Annotated in this window: 19 protein-coding genes and 3 pseudogenes; 11 read left to right on the top strand and 11 right to left on the bottom strand. The window is 72.9% G+C overall.

The window, feature by feature from the left end:
* Window positions 1-39 precede the first annotated feature (39 nt).
* Window positions 40-2,175, bottom strand: a complete 2,136-nt coding sequence (locus tag ACSHWO_RS33760) for a transglycosylase domain-containing protein (protein ID WP_438318305.1) — start codon at window positions 2,173-2,175, stop codon at window positions 40-42.
* Window positions 2,176-2,445: 270 nt separating this feature from the next.
* Between ACSHWO_RS33760 and ACSHWO_RS33755 the strand changes: the two genes are divergently transcribed.
* The 7 genes and pseudogenes from ACSHWO_RS33755 (at window position 2,446) to ACSHWO_RS33725 (ending at window position 7,473) form a co-directional block, all read left to right on the top strand.
* On the top strand, window positions 2,446-3,585 hold the full coding sequence (locus tag ACSHWO_RS33755) for an amidase domain-containing protein (RefSeq protein ID WP_361099646.1): 1,140 nt from the start codon (window positions 2,446-2,448) through the stop codon (window positions 3,583-3,585).
* A gap of 158 nt (window positions 3,586-3,743) precedes the next feature.
* Window positions 3,744-4,688, top strand: a complete 945-nt coding sequence (locus ACSHWO_RS33750; protein WP_438318301.1) for a MerR family transcriptional regulator — start codon at window positions 3,744-3,746, stop codon at window positions 4,686-4,688.
* Between the two features lie 96 nt (window positions 4,689-4,784).
* Entirely contained in the window at window positions 4,785-5,201 is a 417-nt protein-coding gene (locus ACSHWO_RS33745; protein WP_438318298.1) for an SsgA family sporulation/cell division regulator, read from the top strand.
* Window positions 5,202-5,544: 343 nt separating this feature from the next.
* Window positions 5,545-5,718 (top strand): annotated as a pseudogene (locus tag ACSHWO_RS33740) (MBL fold metallo-hydrolase); the annotation flags it as partial.
* 376 nt (window positions 5,719-6,094) lie between these two features.
* Window positions 6,095-6,361 (top strand): metal-sensitive transcriptional regulator, encoded by a 267-nt coding sequence (locus ACSHWO_RS33735; RefSeq protein WP_361099655.1) that lies wholly within the window; start codon window positions 6,095-6,097, stop codon window positions 6,359-6,361.
* Between the two features lie 127 nt (window positions 6,362-6,488).
* Entirely contained in the window at window positions 6,489-6,848 is a 360-nt protein-coding gene (locus tag ACSHWO_RS33730; protein ID WP_385848879.1) for an STAS domain-containing protein, read from the top strand.
* 145 nt (window positions 6,849-6,993) lie between these two features.
* Window positions 6,994-7,473, top strand: a complete 480-nt coding sequence (locus ACSHWO_RS33725) for an ATP-binding protein (RefSeq protein WP_438318294.1) — start codon at window positions 6,994-6,996, stop codon at window positions 7,471-7,473.
* Window positions 7,474-7,508: 35 nt separating this feature from the next.
* Here ACSHWO_RS33725 and ACSHWO_RS33720 read toward each other — a convergent pair whose 3' ends face one another.
* The 3 genes from ACSHWO_RS33720 to ACSHWO_RS33710 all read right to left on the bottom strand — a co-directional run bounded on the left by ACSHWO_RS33720 (window position 7,509) and on the right by ACSHWO_RS33710 (window position 9,456).
* Window positions 7,509-8,441, bottom strand: a complete 933-nt coding sequence (locus ACSHWO_RS33720) for a SigB/SigF/SigG family RNA polymerase sigma factor (protein ID WP_438318291.1) — start codon at window positions 8,439-8,441, stop codon at window positions 7,509-7,511.
* A 102-nt stretch (window positions 8,442-8,543) separates the two neighbouring features.
* Complete coding sequence (locus tag ACSHWO_RS33715) at window positions 8,544-8,849, bottom strand: hypothetical protein (RefSeq protein WP_438318288.1); 306 nt, start codon at window positions 8,847-8,849, stop codon at window positions 8,544-8,546.
* 82 nt (window positions 8,850-8,931) lie between these two features.
* A complete protein-coding gene (locus ACSHWO_RS33710) occupies window positions 8,932-9,456 on the bottom strand; it encodes a hypothetical protein (RefSeq protein WP_438318285.1) in 525 nt (174 codons plus the stop codon).
* 235 nt (window positions 9,457-9,691) lie between these two features.
* Here ACSHWO_RS33710 and ACSHWO_RS33705 point away from each other — a divergent pair, with 235 nt between their 5' ends.
* From ACSHWO_RS33705 to ACSHWO_RS33695, 3 genes and pseudogenes are all read left to right on the top strand, one after another.
* Window positions 9,692-11,281 (top strand): alpha/beta fold hydrolase, encoded by a 1,590-nt coding sequence (locus ACSHWO_RS33705; protein ID WP_438318282.1) that lies wholly within the window; start codon window positions 9,692-9,694, stop codon window positions 11,279-11,281.
* 50 nt (window positions 11,282-11,331) lie between these two features.
* A pseudogene (locus ACSHWO_RS33700) lies at window positions 11,332-11,430 on the top strand (VOC family protein); the annotation flags it as partial.
* A 179-nt stretch (window positions 11,431-11,609) separates the two neighbouring features.
* Complete coding sequence (locus ACSHWO_RS33695; RefSeq protein WP_438318279.1) at window positions 11,610-15,029, top strand: BTAD domain-containing putative transcriptional regulator; 3,420 nt, start codon at window positions 11,610-11,612, stop codon at window positions 15,027-15,029.
* A gap of 9 nt (window positions 15,030-15,038) precedes the next feature.
* On the opposite strand, the gene ACSHWO_RS33690 is transcribed toward ACSHWO_RS33695, so the two are convergent.
* Together ACSHWO_RS33690 and ACSHWO_RS33685 are read right to left on the bottom strand one after the other, a co-directional pair.
* Window positions 15,039-15,977: a TIGR03619 family F420-dependent LLM class oxidoreductase gene (locus ACSHWO_RS33690; RefSeq protein ID WP_385848886.1), complete on the bottom strand. Its 939-nt coding sequence runs from the start codon at window positions 15,975-15,977 to the stop codon at window positions 15,039-15,041.
* 105 nt (window positions 15,978-16,082) lie between these two features.
* Entirely contained in the window at window positions 16,083-16,766 is a 684-nt protein-coding gene (locus tag ACSHWO_RS33685; protein WP_438318275.1) for a hemerythrin domain-containing protein, read from the bottom strand.
* 140 nt (window positions 16,767-16,906) lie between these two features.
* Here ACSHWO_RS33685 and ACSHWO_RS33680 point away from each other — a divergent pair.
* Window positions 16,907-17,640: pseudogene (locus ACSHWO_RS33680) on the top strand (hypothetical protein).
* A gap of 67 nt (window positions 17,641-17,707) precedes the next feature.
* On the opposite strand, the gene ACSHWO_RS33675 reads toward ACSHWO_RS33680, so the two are convergent.
* The 5 genes from ACSHWO_RS33675 to ACSHWO_RS33655 form a co-directional block, all read right to left on the bottom strand.
* A complete protein-coding gene (locus tag ACSHWO_RS33675) occupies window positions 17,708-18,118 on the bottom strand; it encodes a MarR family transcriptional regulator (protein ID WP_438318272.1) in 411 nt (136 codons plus the stop codon).
* Between the two features lie 64 nt (window positions 18,119-18,182).
* Window positions 18,183-18,845 carry a deoxynucleoside kinase gene (locus tag ACSHWO_RS33670; protein ID WP_361099680.1) on the bottom strand — a complete coding sequence of 221 codons (663 nt, stop codon included), beginning with the start codon at window positions 18,843-18,845 and terminating at the stop codon, window positions 18,183-18,185.
* Between the two features lie 390 nt (window positions 18,846-19,235).
* Complete coding sequence (locus ACSHWO_RS33665; protein WP_438318269.1) at window positions 19,236-19,865, bottom strand: histidine phosphatase family protein; 630 nt, start codon at window positions 19,863-19,865, stop codon at window positions 19,236-19,238.
* Window positions 19,866-19,942: 77 nt separating this feature from the next.
* Window positions 19,943-21,778 carry an asparagine synthase (glutamine-hydrolyzing) gene (asnB, locus tag ACSHWO_RS33660; RefSeq protein ID WP_438318266.1) on the bottom strand — a complete coding sequence of 612 codons (1,836 nt, stop codon included), beginning with the start codon at window positions 21,776-21,778 and terminating at the stop codon, window positions 19,943-19,945.
* Window positions 21,727-22,827: a hypothetical protein gene (locus ACSHWO_RS33655; RefSeq protein ID WP_438318263.1), complete on the bottom strand. Its 1,101-nt coding sequence runs from the start codon at window positions 22,825-22,827 to the stop codon at window positions 21,727-21,729. The genes asnB and ACSHWO_RS33655 overlap by 52 nt, the downstream gene beginning before the upstream one ends.
* Window positions 22,828-22,881 lie beyond the last annotated feature (54 nt).

The raw sequence follows: 22,881 nt of genomic DNA, 5'->3' as shown, positions 1-22,881 counted from the left end.
CGGCCGCCGGGCGGGGTCCCCCGCCCGGCGGCCGGCGGCCTACTTCACCGCCTTGATGTAGTCGGCCCACAGGCGTACCGCCCGCTCACTGCCGAGCGTGTTCGGGGCGTCGCCCCCCAGCCCCGTCAGCGGCAGCGGAACCAGGTCGGTCAGCGACATCCGGTAGACCACCACGGCCGTCGACTCCTGCTCCGTACTGGCCACGAACCAGCCCGCCGTGTTCGCGGCGGTCGTTCCGGTCTTGCCCGCCGCTCCCGGGTGCGCCTTGCCGACCGCCTTCGCCGAGCCCTCGGTGACGGCGTCGCGCAGGGCGTCCGTCACCGCGCGGGCGGTCTTCTCCGTCACGGCCCGGGTCGGCTTCGGCGCATCGAGCCGCACCGCGGCGCCGTTGCGGGTCACCGAGCGCACGGAGTAGGGGTCGGTGTGCATGCCGTCGGCGGCGAAGGTCTGGTAGGCGCCGGCCATCCGGATCGCGCTCGGCATCGAGTTCTCCCCCAGCGCGAAACCGGGGATCCGCGGCCCGAGGCTCGATTCGAGCAGCCCCGAGCGCAGGGCGAACACCTCCACCCGGTCGAGGCCGACATCGAGGCCGAGCTGGAGCATGGGGGTGTTGACGGAGTTGGCCACGGCCTGGCGCAAGGTCACCTGGCCCCAGTTGCGGCCGCCGTCGTTGCGTCCCTTGAGCACCTTGCCGCTGCGGTCCCAGTACGGGCCCTCGGGCGTCTGCACGGTCACCTGGTCGTTGCCGTCGTAGACGGAGGAGGCGGACACCGGGGTGCGCGCCTTGCCGCGGGTGCGCACCACGCCTTCGTCGAGCGCGGCCGCGTAGACGATCGGCGTGAACGCCGTGCCGACCGGGATCGTCGTCGCGTTCGACTCGTTGAAGCCCTGCTTCAGGTAGTCGGGGCCCCCGTACACGGCGAGCAGCCGCCCGTCGGGGGCGACACTTGCCGCACCGATCTTGGCGAACTTGTCGGTGTCGGGCCGCCGCTCGGCGTCGAAGTCCTTCTGGGCCTCCTGGACCGCGGCCGTGAGGGCCGTCATACGGGCCCGGTCGAAGGTGGTGTAGATCTGGTAGCCGCCGAGGTCGAAGTCGGACTCCTTGAGGTGGCTCGCCTTGATCGCGTAGGCCTTGGCCATCTCGACCAGATAACCGGTCTGCGCGCCGGGGATGCCGACCAGGGACGAGCTGGAGGGCTCGGGGAACTTCGTGTAGGTGGCGCGCTCGGCCCGCGAGAGCTGGCCGGTCTCGACCATGCGGTCCAGGATCCAGCTCCAGCGCTCGACGGCCCGCTCGTGGTTCTCCTTGCTGAGGGTGGGGTCGTACAGCCCGGCGCCCTTGAGGAGGGAGGCCAGGAAAGCGCCCTCGCTGGGATTGAGCTGCGAGACGTCCTTGCCGTAGTACGCCTGGGACGCGCGCTGGATGCCGTAGGTGCCGCGCCCGAACCAGCTGGTGTTGAGGTAGTCCTGAAGGATTTGCTCCTTCTCGGTCTGGTTGTCCAGCTTCAGGGCGAGCAGGATCTCGGTGAACTTCCGGGAGAGGGTGCGGTCCTGGTTCAGGTAGGCGTTCTTCACGTACTGCTGGGTGATGGTGGAACCGCCCTGGGTCTCGCCGCCCGTCACGGCGGCGCGCACCGCGCGCAGGAAGCCTGAGGGCGAGACTCCGGGGTCGGAGTAGAAGCTCGCGTTCTCGGCCGCGAGGACGGCTCCCTGGACCTTGGGGGGCACCTTCTCCAGTGGCATCTCCTGGCGGCTGACCCAGCCCGTCCGGGCCATCGTGGAGCCGTCGGCCCAGTAGTAGACATTGTCCTGTTGTGTGGCGAACGAGTTGAGGTCGTCAGGTATGTCCGTTATTGCGTAGGCGATCGTGACGAAGCCCACCATGCCCAGGAACGCGCACAAGCAGGCGCCCAGCCACTGGCGCCACGAGGGTATCCACCGGCGCCAGCCGGTGCGGCCCGGCCTCGGGAAGTCGGGCCGCAGGCGCCGCAGCTGCGGTCGCGCCGCGGAGACGGCCGGTGCGAGGGCCTGCGCGACGCTCTGCGCCACGCCCTGGAGCCGGGCGTTCCGCTGCCGGGGCCGACGGCGCGCCCCGGACTTCCTGCGGCCCGACGCGGCCACGTCGCCGCCTTCCGGAGCCGTCCGCCCGTCCCGAGATCGCCCTCTAGTGGCCATATCCTTCCCGCCCACTCCGAATGCCCCCTCTGCTGTGCTTTCCCGCACACCCTAGAGGCACTTTCTGTGAGGTCGGGCCGATGGTGGGCGGCATCACGCCGTGTGATCGACGAGCGGTCCACAGTGATCAAGCGGAGGCGGCCAACCCGGCGAACGGGGCGACTCCCGCCGGGGCGCCGCCTGCCAAGCGGAACGTGACTAAACAGTCGCGTAGTTGTGCGAAGATTCCGTCCCCCGGTTCGTGCGGACCGGGTGACAAGGGGAAACAGAGTGATACCTAAGAGGTTCAGGCCCGCCGCCATCGCGGCCCTGACCGTAGCCCTGGCGTCCGGGAGCATGCTCGCGTACTCCGCGACCGCGGAAACCGGGCCCCGCGAGGCCGACCGCGCCACCGCCGACGCCTTCGCCCGCATCGCCGACGACATCCTCTCCCAGCGCACCCAGGCGCTGGTCGAGGACCAGGCGGGGCGCCCCGGCTCCGGCCCGGGCGCCACGAAGACCCGCATGTCGGCCAAGCTGAAGAAGGACGAGGACGCCGCGCTCCAGTCGCTGCGCTCCCGCAAGACGCGGCTGGCGGAACTGGGCGAGGCGTACACGGGCGGGGACACCCGCGTCGTCGTGGACAAGGCCACGGTGGCCGGCGGCAAGGCGGTCGTCCAGGTCACCGAGCAGACCACGCTCACCTACAAGAAGCTCCGGGGGGACGAGCCGGAAACCACCGACATCGGGACGAAGTACGAGCTGACGCTCACCAGCAAGCGCGGCGGTTCCTGGGAACTGACGTCGATCAAGTCCCAGAACAACGGACTCGTCGCCGTCAACGAGCCGGTGACGGCCGCGGCTGCCGTCGTCAAGGACGACGGCAACCAGTACCCGGACGGCACGCCCGCGTCCACGAAGTACCCCGCTCCGGCGAAGCCCAAGGCGAAGACCGGCGGCGCCTACGACTACGCCGCGATGGCGAAGTACGCGGAGAAGTACTGGAGCAACTACAACCCCGCGTACCGCAAGTTCAACGGGGCCGGGGGCGACTGCACCAACTTCATCAGCCAGGCGCTGAAGGCGGGCGGCTGGAAGGCCGTCCCGGGATCCTCCACGGACTACCGGAACTGGTGGTACGACGGCACCCGCCAGAGCGACTCCTGGGTCGGCGCGAACGAGTGGGCGTGGTTCACGCTCTCGAACCAGCGGGCCGCGAACCTGGCGAACGTGTACCAGGCGGACATCGGCGACATCGTGCAGGTGGACTTCAACAAGGACGGGTCCAAGGACCACTCCATGATGGTCACGTACCGGAGCGGCAACGGAATGCCGTACCTCACGTACCACTCCACCAACACGTACCGCAAGTCGCTCGCGAGCATCATCGCGGCTTACCCGAACGCGGTCTACTACGCGTACCGCACCTGACGGGTGAACCCTTCGGCCTCTCCTGCCGGGAAGCCCCCCGGCAGGAGAGGCCCCCGTCTTTCCGGGCGGCGGCCCGAATCCCCTCGTCGTGGTCACGCGTGAGATCGACCGTCCGGGCGGCTTGACCCTCCAGTGGCTGGAGATCGGAGAGTGGACGCATGAACGGCACCACACCCCCGCACTCGATCGGCAGTCTGTCGGCCGCTACCGGCATCCCCGTACGGACGATCCGGTTCTACTCGGACACCGGACTGCTGCCCCCGAACCACCGCACCCCGGCCGGACACCGCCGCTACGACGAATCGGCGGTCCAGCGGCTGCGGACCATCGGGGTGCTGCGGGAGTTGGACGTCGATCTCACCACCACCCGCCGCGTACTCGACGGCGACCTCCTGCTCGCCGAGGTCGCCGCCGCACACGCCGACGCCGCCGAACTGCAGATCCGTGCACTTCACATGCGTCTGAAGATCCTGCGGCTCATAGCGCGGCGCGGCGCCACCCCCGAGGAGACCACTCGCATGCACCGCCTCAGCCAGCTCGCCTCAGACGAACGACGCCGCCTGGTGGCCGACTTCCTCCAGGACCTCGACGGCGACGCCCCCGCCGCGAGGAGTGCGGCCGCCGCCCTGCGCACCGCCGTTCCCGACCTCCCCGACGACCCCTCCGACGCGCAGCTCGCCGCATGGATGGAGATCGCCGAGCTCATCGCCGACGGGGACTTCCGCACCCGCCTGGCCCGCGCCGCGGTGCCGCCCGCCGACGAGGACGCCGTGCCCGGTGTCGCTCCCCACACGGCAGCGGACCTCGTACAGCACGCCAGGCAGGCCGTCACCGCCGCGCTGGCGGCCGACACCGCCCCCGACAGCGACGGGGCCGCACCCGTGGTCGATGCCGTGGTGGCGCGCTTCGCCACCGCACTCGGCCGCCCGGCCGGCCCCGAACTGAGGGAATGGACGGCCCGGCAGTTCGAGCTGGGACACGACCCGCTCGTCGCCCGGTACTGGCGCCTGGTGTGGACCGTCAACGACTGGCAGGTCGTCCCCGGGCACCTCCCCTTCCAACCCTGGCTGATCGAGGCACTGCGGGCGCCCGGGCGGTCCTGAGCCGGGCCGGCCCTGGCGGCCCGTTTGGCGCGGCACGGGCGGGGCAGGCGTGCGGCCGACTCCCGCCGGCCCTCACCCCATCCGGAGGCCCGTTCCATGTCCCGTGTGTCCGCCGACATCGACGTGCAGCTCGCCGCCGCAGGCCAGACGCCCGTGCCCCTGCGCGCCCGGCTGTCCTACGCCCCCACCGACCCCTTGGCGGTGCGGGCGGAGTTCTTCCACCGCACGGTGCGCCTGGCGTGCTGGCATTTCGACCGCCAAACGCTGACCGAAGGCCTGCACCGGCCGGCCGGAGGAGGGGACGCGTTCTTCCGCCCGGTCACCACCGCCGCCCATGGACGGACGGTGCGGATGGAACTGCACGGCCGGAACACGCACGGGCCCGCCAAGGCGGTGTTCCTCGCGGACGCGCCCTCCCTCGACCGCTTTCTGGAGCGGACCCGTGCCCTCGTCCCGCCGGGTACCGAGGACGTGGACGTCGACGCACTCCTCGACGCACTCCTCGCGGGCTGACCCGACGGCCTGCGGGCGGCCGAGCGCGGAGCGAGCTGCCGTCGCGCCTCCGAGCGCCGCGAACGAAACTGCCCCCGGGGTACCCGCGCCAGAGGCGAGACATACCCCCGGGGGTAATATTCGCGCCGAACGGGATGTTCGGGAGTCCTTCAGGGACATCATCGAGACCAGGGGCTCGGCAGCCGCAGCTGCCTGGTGTGCCGTGCGAAGACGGCGGTCGCGGTGGACCTGCCGCGCGACGGGGACCGCGTACTCGGCGCGGCAGCCGTGACCGTGGACGAGGGGCTCGTCCTGCGGGCGCCGGCCACTCCCGGCCACACCCCGCACCCCGCGCAGCTTCCCGCGTCTGGCGGACGTCCCCGGCGGGACGGTGCGGGTGCACTGCGCCGGTGGGATGCGTGCGGCGGTCGCCGCCTCCCTGCTGGACGCGGCCGGTCGCGACGTCACGGCCGTCGACGACACGTTCGACGCCGCCCGCGACGCCGGCCTGCCCCTGGCCACCGACGCGGACCGATGAGCCGCCCGCCGGCGGGTGACCCGCAACGCCACCCGACAGCGCACCGCACCCCATCAGCAGGACGGAGTACGCCGACCTGACCGCGACCCGCACCCTCGACGTCGACCAGGTCCGCAGCCGGTTGGACGAGCTGACCGTCCTCGACGTGCGTACGCCCGGCGAGTACGCCCCCGGCCACATCCCCACCGGCCCGGCCCTCGGTCGTCTGCGCCCGCCTTCTGCCTGGCCTCCGCGGGCGGGCCCGCCCTCTCCGGCCTCGCACGGCCGGTCTCGAAGCCACCCTTGCGGCGCTCCGCGACCGCCGACCCGAACACCCCCTGCCCGGATACCCCCTGGGGTACCATCAGGGCTGAGCACACGAGTCCGGGAGGCACCGGTGAAAGTCGACGACGACGCGGCCAACGCGGTCCTCAACCGCCTGCGCCGCGCCCAGGGACAGCTCTCCGGCGTCATAGCCATGATCGAATCCGGTCGCGACTGCAAGGACGTCGTCACCCAGCTCGCCGCCGTCTCCAAGGCACTGGACCGCGCCGGCTTCAAGATCGTCGCGAGCGGTATGCGCCAGTGCGTGAACGACTCCGGCGAGAACCAGGCCCCCATGACCGAGGAAGAACTCGAAAGACTGTTCCTCGCCCTCGCCTGACGGGCACACCCGCCGCAGACCCCCGACCCTGGGTGTGGCCCTCCGGGCACGCCTTGCGTAAGGTCGAAGGGCACTCTCTGGAGGAACGACGCCGATGCCAGCCGAGAAGGAGCAGGGAGCCGGAGTGATGGCCGCGTACCCGCAGGGGGCACCGCTCACGGTGCAGGTCCGTCGCACGCCAGCAGGCGGGGCGGTCTGCGGTGTTGCGGGCGACCTCGACATCGAGACCCTCGCGCCCGCGCAGGAGCTGCTGTCCGGCTTGGTCGGACAGGGCCCGCGTGTGCTCGTGGTCGACCTCGAACGGGTCGGGTTCTGCGATTCGTCCGGCCTGAACCTGCTGCTGAAGACGCGTGCGGCGGCGCTGGCGGCGGGCATCGATTTCCGGCTGGCCGCGGTCGCCCCGGCGGTGATGCGCGTGCTCGAACTGACGGGCGCGCAGGCGGTCTTCTCCATCCATGCGTCGGTGGACGCGGCGCTGGCCTCATGAAAGGCCCGTAGGTCCGGCCGCCGGAAGGGCATAGCCCGAGCCCCTCGGGGCACGGGCATAGTCCGAGCCCCTCGGGGCATCCGACCGGACGAACCGCAATGAGCGGTGCACGACTCACGCCGACACCGGAAAGGGGTACCCGCACATGACGACCAGCCCGCGCACCCTGGGTGACGGCAGCCCCGGCGAGAGCACGCTCCCGCCGAACGGCCAGCGGCGGCGGATGCTGCTGGCCGGTCTGCCCAAACCGGTGGCCCGCGCCCGCGCGTTCACCGCGCGGGCGCTCGACGACTGGTCCTGGTCCGCGGCGTCGTACGGGGTGGACGAGGCGGTCACGGAGGACATCGTCCTGGTCGTGGCCGAACTCGTGGCCAACGCCATGCTGCATGCCGGGGGCCCCCTGGAGCTGGTCCTCGACGCGTCCCCGTCCCGGCTGCGCATCGAAGTAAGTGACGGCGACGTCTCCCTGCCCGCCCCGCGCCTCCCCCACCAGCCGGCCCAGCCCGGCGGACACGGCCTGTTCATCGTCCAGCGGACCTCCGACCGCTGGGGTGCCGAGGCGCACGAGCAGGGCAAGGCCATCTGGGCGGAGTTCGATGTCGCGCGGCTGGCACCCGGCCGGTAGGCCGGCCGGGGACCGCTGAGCCGAGCGGGAGCCCGTCAGGAGGCCAGCATGCCCTCGCGCAGGCGGGCCAGGGTCCGCGACAGCAGGCGGGACACCTGCATCTGCGAGATGCCGAGCTCGGCGCCGATCGCGGCCTGGGTCATCTCGCTGCCGAACCGCATGGAAAGGATCCGCCGCTCGCGTTCTTCGAGCCCGGCGAGCAGCGGGGCCAGGGTGGCGAAGTCCTCGAAGAGCTCCATGGCGGGATCGGACTCGCCCAGCCGGTCGGCGAGCGTCCGGCGGCCCGGGCAGGCGGAGCCGGGCTGTGCGTCGGCGTCCGCCGCGGCGTCGAGGGACTCGGACGCGTAGCCGTTCGCCGCGACCATGCCCTCGATCACCTCCTCCTCCCCGATGCCGAGGTCGCCCGCGATCTCGGCCACGGTCGGGGCGCGGCCGAGGAGGTCGCACAGCGCCTCCCGGCTCTTGGCGATTTCGGCGCGCAGCTCCTGGAGCCGCCGCGGCACGTGCACCGCCCAAGTGGCGTCACGGAAATACCGCTTGATCTCACCGACGATGAACGGCAGGGCCAGGGTGACGAATTCGACGCCCCTGTCGGGGTCGAACCGGTCGATGGCCTTGATCAGCCCGATCGTCCCGACCTGCACGATGTCGTCCAGCTCCACCCCGGCCTGGGCGGTCCGGTTGCGGAAGCGGCGCGCGGCGTAGCGGACCAGCGAGACGTTCATCTCGATGAGCGTGCCCCGCACGTACTGGTACTCGCGGGTGCCCTCCTCCAGCGAGCGCAGGCGCACGAGGAACTGCTTCGACAGCTCCCGGGCGTCGGCAGGAGCCATCTCCCGCGGCTGGGCGCTCAGCGGCAGCGCGTCGACGGGGCCGGCCCCCTCCCCGGTTCCGACGCTCGTTCCCGGCACCGCCTCGGCGGGGTCGGCCGGGCGTACGGTCTCGGCAACTGCTGCGGAGCGAAGCATGATGGGGCCCTTCTGCTGACGGCGGACGGCTTTGCGCGCACCTGCCCCGCATCCGCGGGATTACGCGGACAGAAACCGTTTCCGGTTGCCCGACGGGCCAGTTCAGGCCACCGGTGGCCGGTCTGCGCCGGGTACCCCCAGGGCAGTCAGGAGGGTCGTGGAGAGTTCTTCCGCGAACAGGGCCGACCCGGTGAGTGTTCGCCGAACGGCTTCCTCGTCGGGCGTCAGGCCGGCAGCGGCCGACCATGCGAGCGCGCCGGCCACGGCCGGTTCGACGGGGAACTTCCCCAGGGGTATCTCGTAGCGGTCGGCCATCTGCCGGTTGAGGAGGCCCTTGCCGGCCGCCCGCATGAGCGGGTGCGGTTCCCCGGTGGACCGGGCCGTCAGTGTTCCGCCTGAGTTTCCCATGGCTGGCACGGTAACGGACGGGTCTGACAAGCCGATTCGTGCCGCCCGACCCCGGCGGGGGAAGCCGGGAGGTCAGGTGGTGTCAGTGCCCCAGCGCGGCTTTGGTGGCGACGATGACGAGGCCGAGTACGAGGTTGACCGCGCCCTCCCCCGCCGCCATCCGGCGGGACGCCCCTGCTCGGATCGCGCCCAGGGTCGCCCAGGCCACCTGCTGGGCCACCGCGACGACGAGGGCCAGCCACGCCGTGCCGGTGTAGCCGAGTCCGAACAGCGGGCTGATCGCCGCCGCCACCGCGGGCAGCACCGCGGCTTCCACGATGGACCACTCACGCCTCGCGACCCGCCGCACCTCCCGACGGTCGACGGGCCTGCCGATCACCCTCTCCCCGGCGAGGTGCGCGTACACGTGCGCCGCCCAGAACACCACGCCCGTGACCAGGAGCAGCACCACCAGGTGAAGCCGGGGAAAGTCGCCGACGCTACCGGCCGCGGCCACCACCGAGGCCGCGAGCAGGGAACCGTACACCGCGCCCGCATAGTCCGTCCGACCCGGACGGTGCGACTCCTCGCCCGCGGGTCGCCCCGTCGGGGCCGGAGAACTGCTCACCGATCCACTATGGAGGAGGAACAAGGATATTTCGGTTATCTGTGCCGGACGTGCCACCCTGCCGGACGTCGTCAGGGGGCTGGGCGCTGCCCACCGCATCGGCCGCTGGAGGGAAACCCGGCCCGCCGGCGCTGCGGCCCGAGCCCGGCTCGCGCGGGACGGTGAACCGCGGTTTCGTGGTCCCAGGGGCCTTCGTCCTGCCAAGGCCCCCGACGCGACGGGAGGAGGGCGGACCATGCCCCGACCCGGACCCGCAGGCGCCCGTCGCCACCGCACGGTGGCGCTCGTCGCCGCGGTCGTCTCCTCGGCCGTCCTCTGCTGCCCCGGAGGCACGGCCGCCACCCAGGACGCGCCGCCGCCCACAGCAGGCGTGCCCCGCCTGGACTGGAGTCCCTGCACGCCCGGCAGTCCGTACGACTGCGCCACGGCCCGCGTCCCCCTCGACCACGCCGACCCCGGCGGCCGAGCCGTCGACCTGGCCCTGGTCCGCAGGAAGGCGACGGACGGCGCGCGGCGCATCGGAACCCTCTTCGTGAACCCCGGCGGGCCGGGCGGCCCGGGCACGGTGCAGGTGCCGCAGAACTACGACTCCTTCCCGGAAGAACTGCGGGAGCGCTTCGACATCGTCAGCTGGGATCCCCGCGGCATCGGCAACAGCACCGCCGTGAACTGCTTCGACAGCACCGACGCCGCCGAGACCTGGGGGCGGTCCAAGCCGGCCGGCTTCCCCGTGGGACAGAAGGAGCGCACCACCTGGATCGAGGCGTACGAGGACCTCGGCCGGCGCTGCGAGAAGCGCGACGCCGACCTCCTGCGCCACGTGTCGACAGCCGACACCGCCCGGGACCTCGACCTGCTCCGGCAGGCCGTGGGCGAGCCCCAGCTCAACTACTTCGGCGTCTCCTACGGCACGATCCTCGGCGCCACCTACGCCAACATGTTCCCCGACAGGGTTCGCGCCATGGTCCTGGACAGCAACATCGCGCCCTCCGCATGGACGAACGGCGGCCGACCGGACGCCCGGACGACCACGCTCCTGCGCATGGGCTCCGACCGCTCCGCCGCGGCCACCCTGGACCGGTTCCTCGACCTGTGCGGATCCGCCGGCACGGACCGCTGCGCCTTCTCGGCCGGCAGCCCGGAGGCGACCCGTGCGAAGTTCGACCGGCTGCTGCAGCGCCTCAGGGAACGCCCGGTGGGCACGTGGACGTACGCCAGGACGGTCGCCGACGCGGTGAGCGGCCTGTACGTCGTCGACCCCGGCTGGGCGGACCTCGCCCGCCGCCTCCAGGACCTGTGGCAGGGCCGGGCCCCGAAGCCGGCCGCGTTCCCGCCGCCGCCGCCCGTCGCGCACCCCGCCCCGTACCTCGGCGACGAGCAGGCGGCGGCCGTGTGGTGCGGCGACAGCCCCAACCTCCGCGATCCCGCCGCCTACCACCGTCTGGAGGAGGGCAGCGCAGCGCGGGTGGGCGACGCCGGCCGCTACTGGACCTGGGCCGCGGAGCCGTGCGCCACCTGGCCGGCCCGGGCCGCCGACCGGTACGACGGGCCGTGGAACCAGCCCACCGCGCACCCCGTCATGGTGGTCGGCACCAGGTACGACCCCTCCACGCCGTACACGGGCTCCGAGGCCATGGCGAAAACGCTGGCCGACGCCCGCCTGCTCACCCACGACGGGTACGGCCACACCGCCCTGTTCAACAACGCCAGCAGCTGCGTGAAGGCGTACGAGAGCCGCTACGTCGTCGACGGCACCCTGCCACCTCCCGGGACCACCTGTCGGCCGGACGAGCAGCCCTTCTCCAGAAACCGCCGCGCGGGATGACGCCGGTGGCGATCGGTCCGAGGATCGGGAAGACTCCGCGCATGGTTTCGAATCCCGACGGTTCGGGCTGGGCGGTCCTCGCCGATCCCGAGGGCAACGAATTCTGCGTCCTGCGCTCCGAGTCCGACCGGGCCGCCGCGCATCCATGACGCTCCCGTGCCGCGGCTCTCGGCGCCGACCGGGCCGGAGCACTGGTCCGCGGACGCCGTGCACCCGACGGCGGCCGGGCACGCCCAGGACGCGGACAGACGGTGCGTCACCGTCTGTCCGTGCTGCGCGGTGCCGTGGACCCGCCGGGCTGCTATGTGCCGTCTACGATGTTCCTGTCATGGTCACATTGAAGGTGCTCGGCTCGTTCCGGGTCGAGGTAGACGGCCGTCCGGTCGATGCCGGAGGCCGGCTCGCCCGGATGGTTCTGGTCCAGCTGCTGCTCGCCCGGGGGGCGGTCGTGCCCACGGAGCAGATCATCGAGCGGTTGTGGCCGACGCGCATCCCGTCGAGCGCGCAGGCGTCGCTCCACGCCTACATCGCGCGTCTGCGGCGCGTCCTGGAACCGGAACGGGCGCCGCGCACGCCGGCGCGGCTGCTGGTCAGCGCGCCCTACGGCTACGCCCTCGCCGTGGAGCACGACGCGGTGGACGCCTGGGTGTTCGAGGGCCGGGTGGCGTCCTGCTCAGTGCCGGAGTTGCCCGCGCACGCCGCCGCCGAGTGCCTCGCCGAGGCGCTGTCCTCGTGGGGCGGGCAGCCGTACGCGGAGTTCTCGGACGAGCCGTGGACCGCCGGCGAGCGCGCCCGCCTGGAGGAGTTGCACCGCACCGCCCGCGAACGGCTCGCCGCGGCGCGGCTGGGCTGCGGCCAGGCCGCCCAGGCCCTCGCCGACGCGGGCGCACTGACCCGGGAGCAGCCGCTGCACGAGGAGGGCTGGCGGCTGCTGGCCCTGGCGCTGTGGGCCCGCGACCGCCAGGGGGACGCCCTGGCTGCGCTGCGCCGGGCCCGGCACGTCCTCGACGAGGAACTCGGCGTGGAACCCGGGCCCGCCCTGCTGGAGCTGGAACAGGCCCTGCTGCACCAGCGTCTGGACGTGCTGCACCGGGCGACCGGGGCGCCGGTCGCGGCCGCCGCGCGCGCAGAGGTACCGACCGCCGCGGTGGCCCTGCGAGATCAGGCGGTGGTCGTCGGACGGGCGACGCCGACGGTGCTGACGGCCGACCGGCTCCTGGGCCGGGACGAGGAGCTGGCCGGGCTCGCCGCCGCGGCGGACCGGGCGCGCGGCGGCCGGGCGCAGGTGGTCGTGGTCTCCGGTGAGGCGGGCATCGGCAAGTCGAGCCTGCTCGAGGCCGTCGTCCGGCAACTGCCGGAGGAGGGCTGGCTGGTCGGGACCGGCCACTGTCCCGAGACCGACGGCGCCCCGCCCGGCCGGGCCTGGTTCGACATGCTGCCGGGGCTTGCGGTGGCCGCGCCGCCGGGCCCGTACGCCGGTGAGCTCGCCCCGCTGCTGGCTCCGGGCACGGAAGGGGACTCGACGCAGCCGGACGGCAGCCCGGCCCGGCGCTTCCGCCTGCACAAGGCGCTGCTCGGCTGGCTCCGCGACACGGCCCGGCGCCGACCGCTGGCGATCGTGCTGGACGACCTGCACCGGGGTGACCAGGAGAGCATCGAGCTGTTCCTGCTCTGCGCCGAGCAGCTGCGCGACGTGCCGCTGCTCCTCGTGGGCTCGTACCGCACCGGCGAGGGCGATCTCACCGGGGCGCTGGCACGGCTGGCCGCCTGCTCGCCCGTACGGCTGGCGCTCGGCGGGCTGTCGGACGACCAGGCGAAGGAGCTGCTGCGGCGCGGCGCGGCCGGCATGAGCGAGCACGCGGCGGTGGCCCTGGCCGAGCGGGCCGGGGGCAACCCCTTCTACCTGCGCGAGAGTTCGCTCCTGCTGGCCGGTGAGGGCGAGCAGCAGGCGCTGGCCCGTGTTCCGCAGGGGGTCCAGGACGTGCTGCGGCGACGGCTGGCCCTGCTCGCGCCGACCGTGACGGCCGGTCTGCGGCTGGCGGCGGTCGCCGGGCGGGAGGCTCCGGTCGCCCTCCTCGTGCACGCCGCGGACAGTGATGCGGAGCAGCTCCTCGACGCCCTGGACGCGGGGGTCACCGCCGGACTGCTCACCGAGCCGCGGCCGGGCACGGTCCGTTTCACCCACGCCCTCGTGCGGGACGCGCTGGAGGGCGACCTCACGCGCCTGCGGCTGGCCCGGATGCATTCCCGTCTGGGCAGGGGGCTGATCGCCCTCGGCTCGGACGACGTCGCCGCCACCGCGCACCACCTCCTGCAGGCGGCCGCGGTCGTGACCACCGACGCCGGGCCGGCGGTCCGGCACGCCCGGCTGGCGTGCGAGCAGGCGGTACGCCGCTACGCCCCGCAGAACGCCGAGGCCCTCCTGAACGCGGCCCTCGGACTGCTCGCCGACCATCCGGCCGCCTTCGCGGACCAGGATGCCGCCCTGTTGCGGGTGATGCTGCTGGGGCAGCTGGTGGACTGCCGGATCCGTATGGGGGCCGTGGTCCCCGCCCGCGAGGCACAGGAACAGGCCGTACGGGTGGCCCGTGCCGAGGGCCGGGCCGACCTGCTGACGGCGGCCTACACGACGTGGACCGAGCCGACGCCCTGGCGCGTGCGCCCGTACGCGGCGTCCGACCCGGAGGCCGTCGAGGAGCTCGGGGAGCTGCTGGCTGATCCGGGGCTGACCGACCGGCAGCGGTGCCTGCTCCTCGACCAGCTGGCCGACGCGCTCGACGACACCGATCCCCGCGCCGTGGCCGTGGCACGGCAGGCCGTGGACCTCGCCCGGACCGTGGGCGAGCCGCGGCTGCGGGGCCTGACCCTCACCTCGCTGCTGCGCAAGGTCGACTGTGAACTCGAACCCGCCGCCTACCTGGAGCTCCACCGGGAACTCGTCGAGGTGGCCGATGCCCAGGACAGCCCCGAGTACTCCTGGATGAGCGCCTACACCGCCGCCCGGATCGCCGCCGCCGGCAACGACCCCGCGGAGATGGAGCGATGCCTCGAACGGGCGGACGGGATCGCCCGTACGTACGAGCTCCAGGGCGCGTTCGCGGTGGCCAGGCTGCGCCGTCCCATGCTCGCCATGGCCCGGGGGCGGTTCGAGGAGGCGGAGGAGGCCATGGGGTCGGCGGTGGCGGAGCTGCGGGCCCGGGGGGCGGTGGACCTCAGCGGGCTGGCCGCCCTGGGCGTCGGGTGCATGCGGCTGCAGCAGGACCGGCTCGCCGAGATGGTGCCGGTGCTGCTCATGGTGTGGGAGCTGTACAAGCCGCACAACGAAGCCCTCGCCGCGCTCGCGCTGCTGGCCGCCGGACGCTCCGAGGAGGCCCGGGAGATCTTCGGCCAGCGCGTGCCGCTGCGGCGCGACTTCGCCTACCCCATCCTGGCCGGGATCCGCGGCCTGGCCGCCATCACCTTCCGCCACAGGGCGGCGGCCACCGAGGTGTACGAGGACCTGCTGCCCCTGGAGGGGCTGGCGGGCGGTGCGAGCAGCCTGAGCCTCGCGTTCCGGCCCGTCGCGCAGACCCTCGGCGAACTGGCCCAGTTCCTGGGCGACCCCGACCGGGCCCGGAGCCACTACCTCGAAGCCGCGCGGGTGGCGGCCGCGTGGGACTCCCCCCACTGGGCGGGCGCGGCGCGGAGCGGACTGGCCGGGCTGCCGCCGGCGTCGCCGCCCGCGTCGCCGTCGCCGTCGCCCGCGTAGCGGTAGCCCTCACCGCTGGGGCGGCCGGTGGGCGGGGGGCTCGGCCAGTTCGGCCATGAACGCCGCCGCGAGATCGAGGAACTGCTCGGGCGAATCCGTCGTCAGCTGGAGGTCCACGAGCACCTCGTCGGTGTCCTCCCCGCACATCGCCCTGAGGTGGTCGCAGATCTGGCGTACGGTCCCGCGGTGGTGGGTCTCCGAGGGGTCGGCCTCGGCCGGGGTGACGTCGGCGTTCACGCGGAACACCCGGCGCAGTGCCGCCGGGTCCCGCCCCGCCCGCTCGGCGGCCGCTACGGCGACCGCCCAGAGGCCGCCCAGGTAGGGCAGCGGCATCGAGGCTCCGAGCCAGCCGTCGGCGCGCCTGCCGACCCGTTCCAGTGCGGGCGGGGTGAAGCCGCCCAGCAGGATCGGCGGCCTCGGGCTCTGGAGGGGCTTGGGGAGCACGGTCGACTCGGGGATCGTCCACAGGGGGCCGGTGTGGACGACCGGATCGCACCGCCATACGGCGTCCAGGACGTCGAGGGTCTCCTCCAGCCGCGCGCCGCGACCCCGCCAGGGCACCCCGGCGGCCGCGTACTCCTCCCGCATCCAGCCCAGCCCGATGCCCACCTCCAGCCGCCCGCGGCTGATCAGGTCGAGGGTCGTCAGCGCCCGGGCGAGTACGACGGGCGGCTGCCACAGGGCGTTGAGCGTGCTGCTGCCGAGACGGACCCGTTCGGTGGCCGCGGCCGCCACGCCCAGGGCGAGCAGCGGGTCGAGATGGGTCCCGTACCGGACGGGCATCTCCTTGCCGCCGGCGTAGCCCTCCGCGGGCGTGAGCGGTGCCAGGAGCCGGTCGGCCACCCAGAGACCGTGGCAGCCCAGCGCTTCCAGGGCCGTGCACATCCGGGCGGTGCTGTGGGGGTCGGCGAAGGGGCCGAACTGGGGGACGGAGAATCCGATGCGCATCGGTGGGAGTTCCTCGATCGGGACGGAGCGGGACGGGGATCCGGGGCGGGGTCGGGGCCGGGGGATTCGGGGCGGGGCGGGCGGCGCGACCGCCCCGGCGGCGTGTCAGGCGGTCGTGCGCCGGCCGCGGATCCGGTCGGTCTCGCGACGGTACCGGCGCCGTCCGACGACCTTCCACAGCATCCGGGCCGGGACCGGCAGCCGGGCGAGGAACTCCTGACGCTCCTCGGGCGAGCTGTCTTCCAGGATCGCGCCCAGGGCGATCATCAGCCGGTTCCGGGGCGTTTCGGCCAGCCCGCGCTCCCCCACCGCACGCCACTGCTCCTGGCCCACGTGGAGCGCGACCAGGGGCATGACCTCCCGTTCCTCCTCGTCGAGGTGGGCGCACAACTGCCGGTGGTGCCTGCGCAGCGCCTCGGCGAGCTCGTCGCGGTCCTCCGGCAGGGCCCGGGGCTGCCAGCGGTCCATGTGCCGCTGGACCTCGGCGATCCCCTCGTCGAGGCCGCGGTGCTGCGCCTCCATCGCCAGGACCTGCTCGGCGTCGAGGTCCAGATGGGGCAGCAGTACCGGCCAGAGCACCTCGTCCTCGCCGGTGTGGTGGGCGTGGAGGCCGATGGAGTACAGCCGCCAGTGCTCGGCGAGGATCCGGGAGCGGGCGGTGTCGGCGGGACGCACCTCCTGGACGAGTTCGGCCAGCAGGCGCGACTCGCGACGGAACACCTGGTGGATCATCGCCATCTCGCGGGTGTAGGGGTGCACGGTGGAGTCGGAGGTGTTGCTCGAAGTCATGGCACCCAGTCTTCGGAGCCTTGTTGCAGGGCACTTGCACCCGACTTGCCCCGGCCGGGCCCCGGGGCGGGTAAGGGTGGACGACCGTCGTCCGCGGCCCCGTCCGGGACATTCGATGGGCCGGTCGCTGCCGAGCACGTTTGTTCGTCTTCGTGTGTGCGGGGTGCGGCGCTGCGCTGACCGCCCCGTTGTCCCAGGTCGCCCTGCCTGCCCACGCCCAACAGAAGTACGGGAACGGGATCCAGCTCCCGGTGCTCATGGAGCCCGGCACGTTCGCCGTGCACCCGGAGCCCCGGGGCCGCCGTGGCGGACGTGGGAGGACGTCGATCCGGACGAGGCCGCGGCCTGCCCGTGGCGAGCAGGATCGACGACTGCTCGCTCTGGCACGCCGTCTGGCTCGCCCCGACGGCCGTGCGCAGGCTCCCCGCCGAGGGCGCCGACATCGGCGACACCGCACCGCTCTCCTGGGCCGAGCTCGCGGCGACCGGGAAGGGCACGCCCCCGTTCGAGCCGCTCACCACCTGGGGGACGCTGCCGGGGACGAACCACTGGTGGGCGTGGAGCCCCCGGTGGGAGGCGGCAGCCGGCCAGGCCCTGGCCCACCTGTCGGCGGCCTCGGGAGGCCGGCCGGTCACCGTCCCGGACGGCCCGACCGCGCGGGTGTTCCGACGCGCCCTCGACGCCCTGCTGCCCGCAGGTCCACCCGTGCGGCGCGCGGTCCTCGCCGGACCGGACGTCCCGCCCCCGCCGCCCGTTCCGGGCCGACCCGGGGGTGTTCCACCACACCCTGGCCCGGCTGCCGGCCGTCCGCAGCCCGTGGCTGCGCGAGATCCTCGAACACCTCACGCACCACGTGCGCGCCGGCCTTTTCTGAGGGTCGTCCCGCAAGGACCGCTTGGCGCATCCGCGGCCGGGGCGTTCTGCTCCGGCCCCGCTGCCCGTCAGGCGACCGTCCCACCCGCGTTGCGGATCAGCTGCCGGAGCACCTTCACCGTGGTGACGTAGTCCGTGTCGTCGATGCCCTCGTGGAGGGCGGCGCGGATCGCGGGAGCGTTGCGGGCCATGTCGACGCGGGCCTGCTCCCCGTCCGCGGTGAGCCACAGCCGGTCCTGGGCGTCCCGGGTCAACCAGCCGCGTTCCAGGAGCGGCCCGGCCTCCACCGCCAGGTCGTCTTCGGGCCGGATGTAGGAGGCCGTGGCCTCCCGCAGCTCGGGCAGGGTCATCCCCTCACCGTCGGGCGAGATGTCGTTCACCGACAGGTTGCGCAGCAGCCAGAACTGGGGCTGGGTGTAGACCTTTTCGGACCCGGGCCCCGTGACCGTCTTCCGGGCCGAGCTCGCCGCGTGGCGCACGCGGCCCCGCGCCGTTGAGCCGGCCGCGCCGCGCGACGGCGCGGCCGGCCTCGTGCTTCGGGCTTCAGCCCCGGCGACCGGACGCGACCAGGGCGTCCTTGACCTCGCGCACCACGCGGGCCGCGTCCTCGGCGTTGTTCACCACGTCCGTGTTGTTCATGTCGACGACGAGGACCTCGCTGGCCGAGTAGTGCTCGTGCACCCAGTCGTCGTAGCCGGACCACAGCGTCCGGTAGTACTCGACGAGGCTCTCGTCCTGCTCGAAATCGCGGCCCCGCAGCCCGATGCGGTGCAGCACCGTCTCGAAGTCCGCCTTGAGGTAGACCATGAGATCGGGTGCCTTGCGGTACGGCAGGCCCTCGATCTCGCGCATCATCTCGTCGAGCAGCCCCTCGTACACCTGCATCTCGAGGGAGCTGATCCGGCCCAGGTCGTGATTGACCTTGGCGAAGTACCAGTCCTCGTAGATGGACCGGTCGAGGACGTTGTCCCCCTGCTTGTACGCCTCCTTGATCGCGGCGAACCGCGTCTGGAGGAAGTAGAGCTGGAGCAGGAACGGGTAGCGCTTCGCCAGGATCTCCTCGGGGCTCGCCGTGTAGAAGAGCGGCAGGATCGGGTTGTCTTCCACGCTCTCGTAGAAGACCTGGCTGCCCAGCTCCTTGGCGAGCAGTTCGGCCACGCTCGTCTTGCCGATTCCGATCATGCCTCCGACGCAGATCACTGGCATACCTCACTTCTCCCTGGGGGTCTTCTGTTCGCGGGCGGGTGGGTCGGGCGCCCCGCACCGCTGAGACGCATGTCGCCGGTCACCCGATTCCCCAAGACCTTCATGATCAGCGTCTTTTGATCCCGTCCGGACCAAGGACCCGGCGCAGGCCGCTCTCCTCGGCCCGGCCGGACAAACCGCTCCCCGTTGTCGCGCACAGCTACGAGCCACTGACCCGCGGCCGCCTTGAAGCATAAATGAGGATTCGCCCCGGGTCGGCCGGGCGGCGACAGCCGCATCACCTTGCTCTGCGGCTGCGCGGGCGGCCGGACGGCCGCCGCCGCGCGCGGGCCGAGCCGTCGGGCGCCCGCGCCCGGCTCGGGGGCGAGGAGAATGTGACGCGCGTCTCCCTCAGTCTTCGAGGTGGCGGGTGTCTCCGAGGCGGACGAGCTGGCGGTTGTGGAAGAAGTCGTCCTCGCGCAGGTGGGTGATGCTCCCGGACGGGGCCCGGAGGTTGACGTGGCCGAGCGACTCGACCGGCATGCCGATCCAGGCCGCGACGACGAAGGTCAGGGCGAAACCGTGGGTCACGATGACCTGGTGCTCGTACGGACGGCGCAGGATCTCTTCCATGGCCTCGTAGATCCGGCCGGCGAACGCCGCCCGCGTCTCCGCTCCCTCGATGCCCTCGTCGTGCCCCATCCGGTCGCCGGTCGCGGGCGGCGGGACGAACCTCTTGTCCAGCCACTCCTGCGGCCTGCCCTCGGCCTCTCCGTACGACTTCTCCCGCAGCCGCGGGTCCAGGACCGTCTCCACGCCGAACAGCGCGGCGATCTCCTGCGCGGTGCGCCGGGTCCGCAGGAGGTCCGAGGAGATCAGCTCGACCTCCGCGCCCGCGGGGATTTCGGCCCTCAGGGCGCGGGCGATCGCGGCCGCCTCGCGCAGGCCCTCGGCGGTGAGGGTCGAATCGTGCCAGCCACCGACCAGGCCCTCGACGTGGTGACTCGCCTCCGGGTGGGTGACGACGTGGATGCTGCGCACCGGCGCGCCTCTCTCTTGAAGGGTTCTGCCCGACTTCGGGACGTTACCGCGCGTGCACGGCCCGGATGGGCGTCTTGTCAGGGAAGGGCCAGTTCCAGGACCATCAGGCCCCACACCAGACGGGCCTGGTCGCGGTGCACGGCGTGTTCGTCCAGGACCTCGCGCACCGCGGCACCGCTCAGGAGTCCGGCGCTGCACAACCGGGGCCGGGCCAGGACGTCGGTCGCGAACTCCCAGAGCGTGGTGCCCGGGGCCAGGAAGGCCTCGACGGGGAAGGTGAAGGGCTGCTTCTGCCGCGTCCGCACCGATTCCGGGACGAGCGGGCCGCCGGCGTCCCAGAGGATCTGTTTGCGCCGGCTCTCCGTGGTCTTCAGCCCGTCGGGGGTGCGTCGCGCGAAGTCCGTGACGGCCGGCTGGCAGTAGGGGACGCGGCCCTCGATCGCGTGGGCCATGGAGAGGTGGTCGAGCTTGCGCAGGTTGAGGCCGGGCAGTTTGTGCAGCCGGTCGAAGGTCAGCAACTGCTCCAGGCGCGAGGGGGCCGGCCGGCCGAGCAGTTCCCGTGCGCGTTCGCGGCTGCTCCCGGCGGAGTCGAGCAGCGCCCGGTACTCGGGGGTGTAGAGCCGGCGGTAGCGGGCCCGCGGGACCAGTGAAAGCCGGTCCAGGTAGCGTTCCCGCCAGGTGTCGTCGCCGGCGGCGAGCGCGGTGCTGTAGCGGCGGTAGCCGCCGAACTGCTCGTCCGCGCCGTCGCCAACGAAGCACACCCGGAAGGACCGCTGCGCGATCTCCCGGAAGAGGACGTACGCGCTCAGGGCGTGGGGGGTCGCGTTGGGGGAGCCCAGCGCCGCCACCACGGGCGGGACCAGGTCGGGCACGTCCGCCTCCCGGATCTCGACGACTTCGAGCGGGATGCCGGCGTGCGCGGCGGCGTCCCGCGCGTAGTCCTCCTCGTCGGAGGGGTGGCCGCCCTCGTGGGTCACGTGGAAGCCGGTCACGTCGGGGCGCCGGCGGGCCAGCAGGGTGGCGAGGACGGCCGAGTCCAGCCCGCCCGAGAGCTGTACGGCCACCGGCGCGGACTGGCTGGACATCCGCTCCACTTCCTCCGTCAGCAGTGAGCCGAGGCGCTCCGCCGTGCAGGTGTCGTCCGGCGCGGGTGCGTCCCTGCGCCGCCACGGTCCGACGGTGGCCAGACGGCCGTCGTGGACGAGGTGTTCGCCCGGCCTGAGGGAGGACACCCCGCGGTGGAGCGACGTACCGGGCGGCAGGCACTGCCAGTTCATGTAGTGGTCGACGGCGAACGGATCGACCTCCGGGCGGCCCGTCCGCAGGGCGGCGAGGCCGCCGGGCTCGGAGGCGAAGGTGACGCCGTGCGCGGTGGCCTCGTAGTACAGGCTCTTGACGGCCAGCGGGTCGCTCCACAGTTTCAGCCGCCGCCCGGAGCGCAGGTCCACCAGGGCGATGGCGTACATGCCTTCGAGCCGCTCCACGAAGCGGTCGCCGTGCAGTTCGTAGTAGGGCAGCAGCACCGAGCCGTCCGAGTCGCCTTCGACGTGGACCCCGTGCGCGGCCAGCTCCCGCCTGATGGCGCGGAAGTTGTAGATCTCGCCGTTGAACACGGCGTGCACCGAGCCGTCGGCGTTGGCGAACGGCTGCCGGCCGTGCGCCGGGTCCTGGATCGCGAGGCGGTTGCAGCCCAGGCCCCAGCCCCCGCCCCGTACGTGGGCCTGCCGGTCGGGGCCGCCCGACAGCTGGGCGTCGCGCGCGGCGTCGAGCGCGCGCACGTCGCGATCGGATCCGAAGTAGCCGTAGATCCGGCACAAGGGCGTCTCCCCCCAGGCGTTCGACAAAGGGCCCGACGGCCCGGTCAGGCGGACTTGTTGTTCTCCCCGGCGGGCGCCGCGCGGCCCTTGGCCCATTCCCGGATCGGCAGGTGGTGCGCAGCGGCGTCGCGTGCGGTCATGGCGGAGAGCAGCTCGCGCAGGGAGGGGAGGCCCGGTTCGGCTTCGCGGGCGCGGAAGCAGTACTCGTTGGAGATCTCGGCGTTCCAGGTCATGCTTTCGTGCAGTTCGTTCCTCAGCAGGTCGAGGAACTCCGTGCGGCCGACGAACGCCTCGGCCTTCTCGCGCCCCGTGCGGATCTCGGCGAAGGCGAGGTCGATGAGGTCGAGCCATTCCAGGACCGCGGCGGCCGGGTCGCCCGCGGCCCCGGTGCCGTACGCGTTCAATGCGCGGAACCGGGACGTCAGTTCGGTCGGCAGCGGGGAGCGTGCGAGGAAGCGGCCCAGGTACTTCGGGTTGCGGTTGGTGTTGCCGTGGACGTGGGTCAGGCCCCGGAAGGTGTCGACGCCGAGCTTGCGCGCCGCGATCAGCGCCGCTTCGTGGTCTCCCTGCGCCCACATGCCGGCCAGGTCGCGGAAGTCGGGGTAGCTGCCGACCGCCGCCCGGAAGGCCGTGTAGGCGATCTCCCCGGGACGGACCCGGGCGGCGAGCTCCTCGAACTCGGTGGCGTTCGTGAGCGGGACCGCGTACGTGAGCCGTGACAGGACCCGGAAGTCGACGGCCGACGCAGCGAATCCGGAGGACTTGCGGGCGCGGGTCCGCATCTGGGCGTAGAGCTGGTCGTGCGCGGCCAGCATCGCGAAGACCTCCTGGACCGTCCAGTACTCGACGTCCACTCCGAGGAGGCTGTGGGGGAGGTAGTCGAAGCTGGCCTTCACCCGGTCGCCGCTGGTGTAGTACCGCATGTGCTGGTCGCGGGGGAAGGTGTCGCGGTGGAACCGCTCGTCCTTCGACCGGGCGAGGACGCAGAAGTCGAAGTCCGAGGACGGGGTGCCCGAGCCGTCCACGAGCGAGCCGGACAGCACCAGGATGTCGTCTTCCACGAGGTGGATCTTCGCGAGGACGGCCTCCTCGTCGAAGTCGTCCATGCCGGTGACCGCGGCGACGTGGGTACGGAAGGAGAGCACGGCTGCCCTGCCCCTCTCTGTCGGGTGGGGCGTCCCGCCGGGGGCCGGCCGGGA

This window comes from Streptomyces pallidus (ex Mingjun et al. 2026), from assembly GCF_051550185.1.
Lineage (GTDB): Bacteria > Actinomycetota > Actinomycetes > Streptomycetales > Streptomycetaceae > Streptomyces.
The sequence above is the reverse complement of the archived record's forward strand: the minus strand, read 5'-3'. Positions and strand labels throughout refer to the sequence as shown.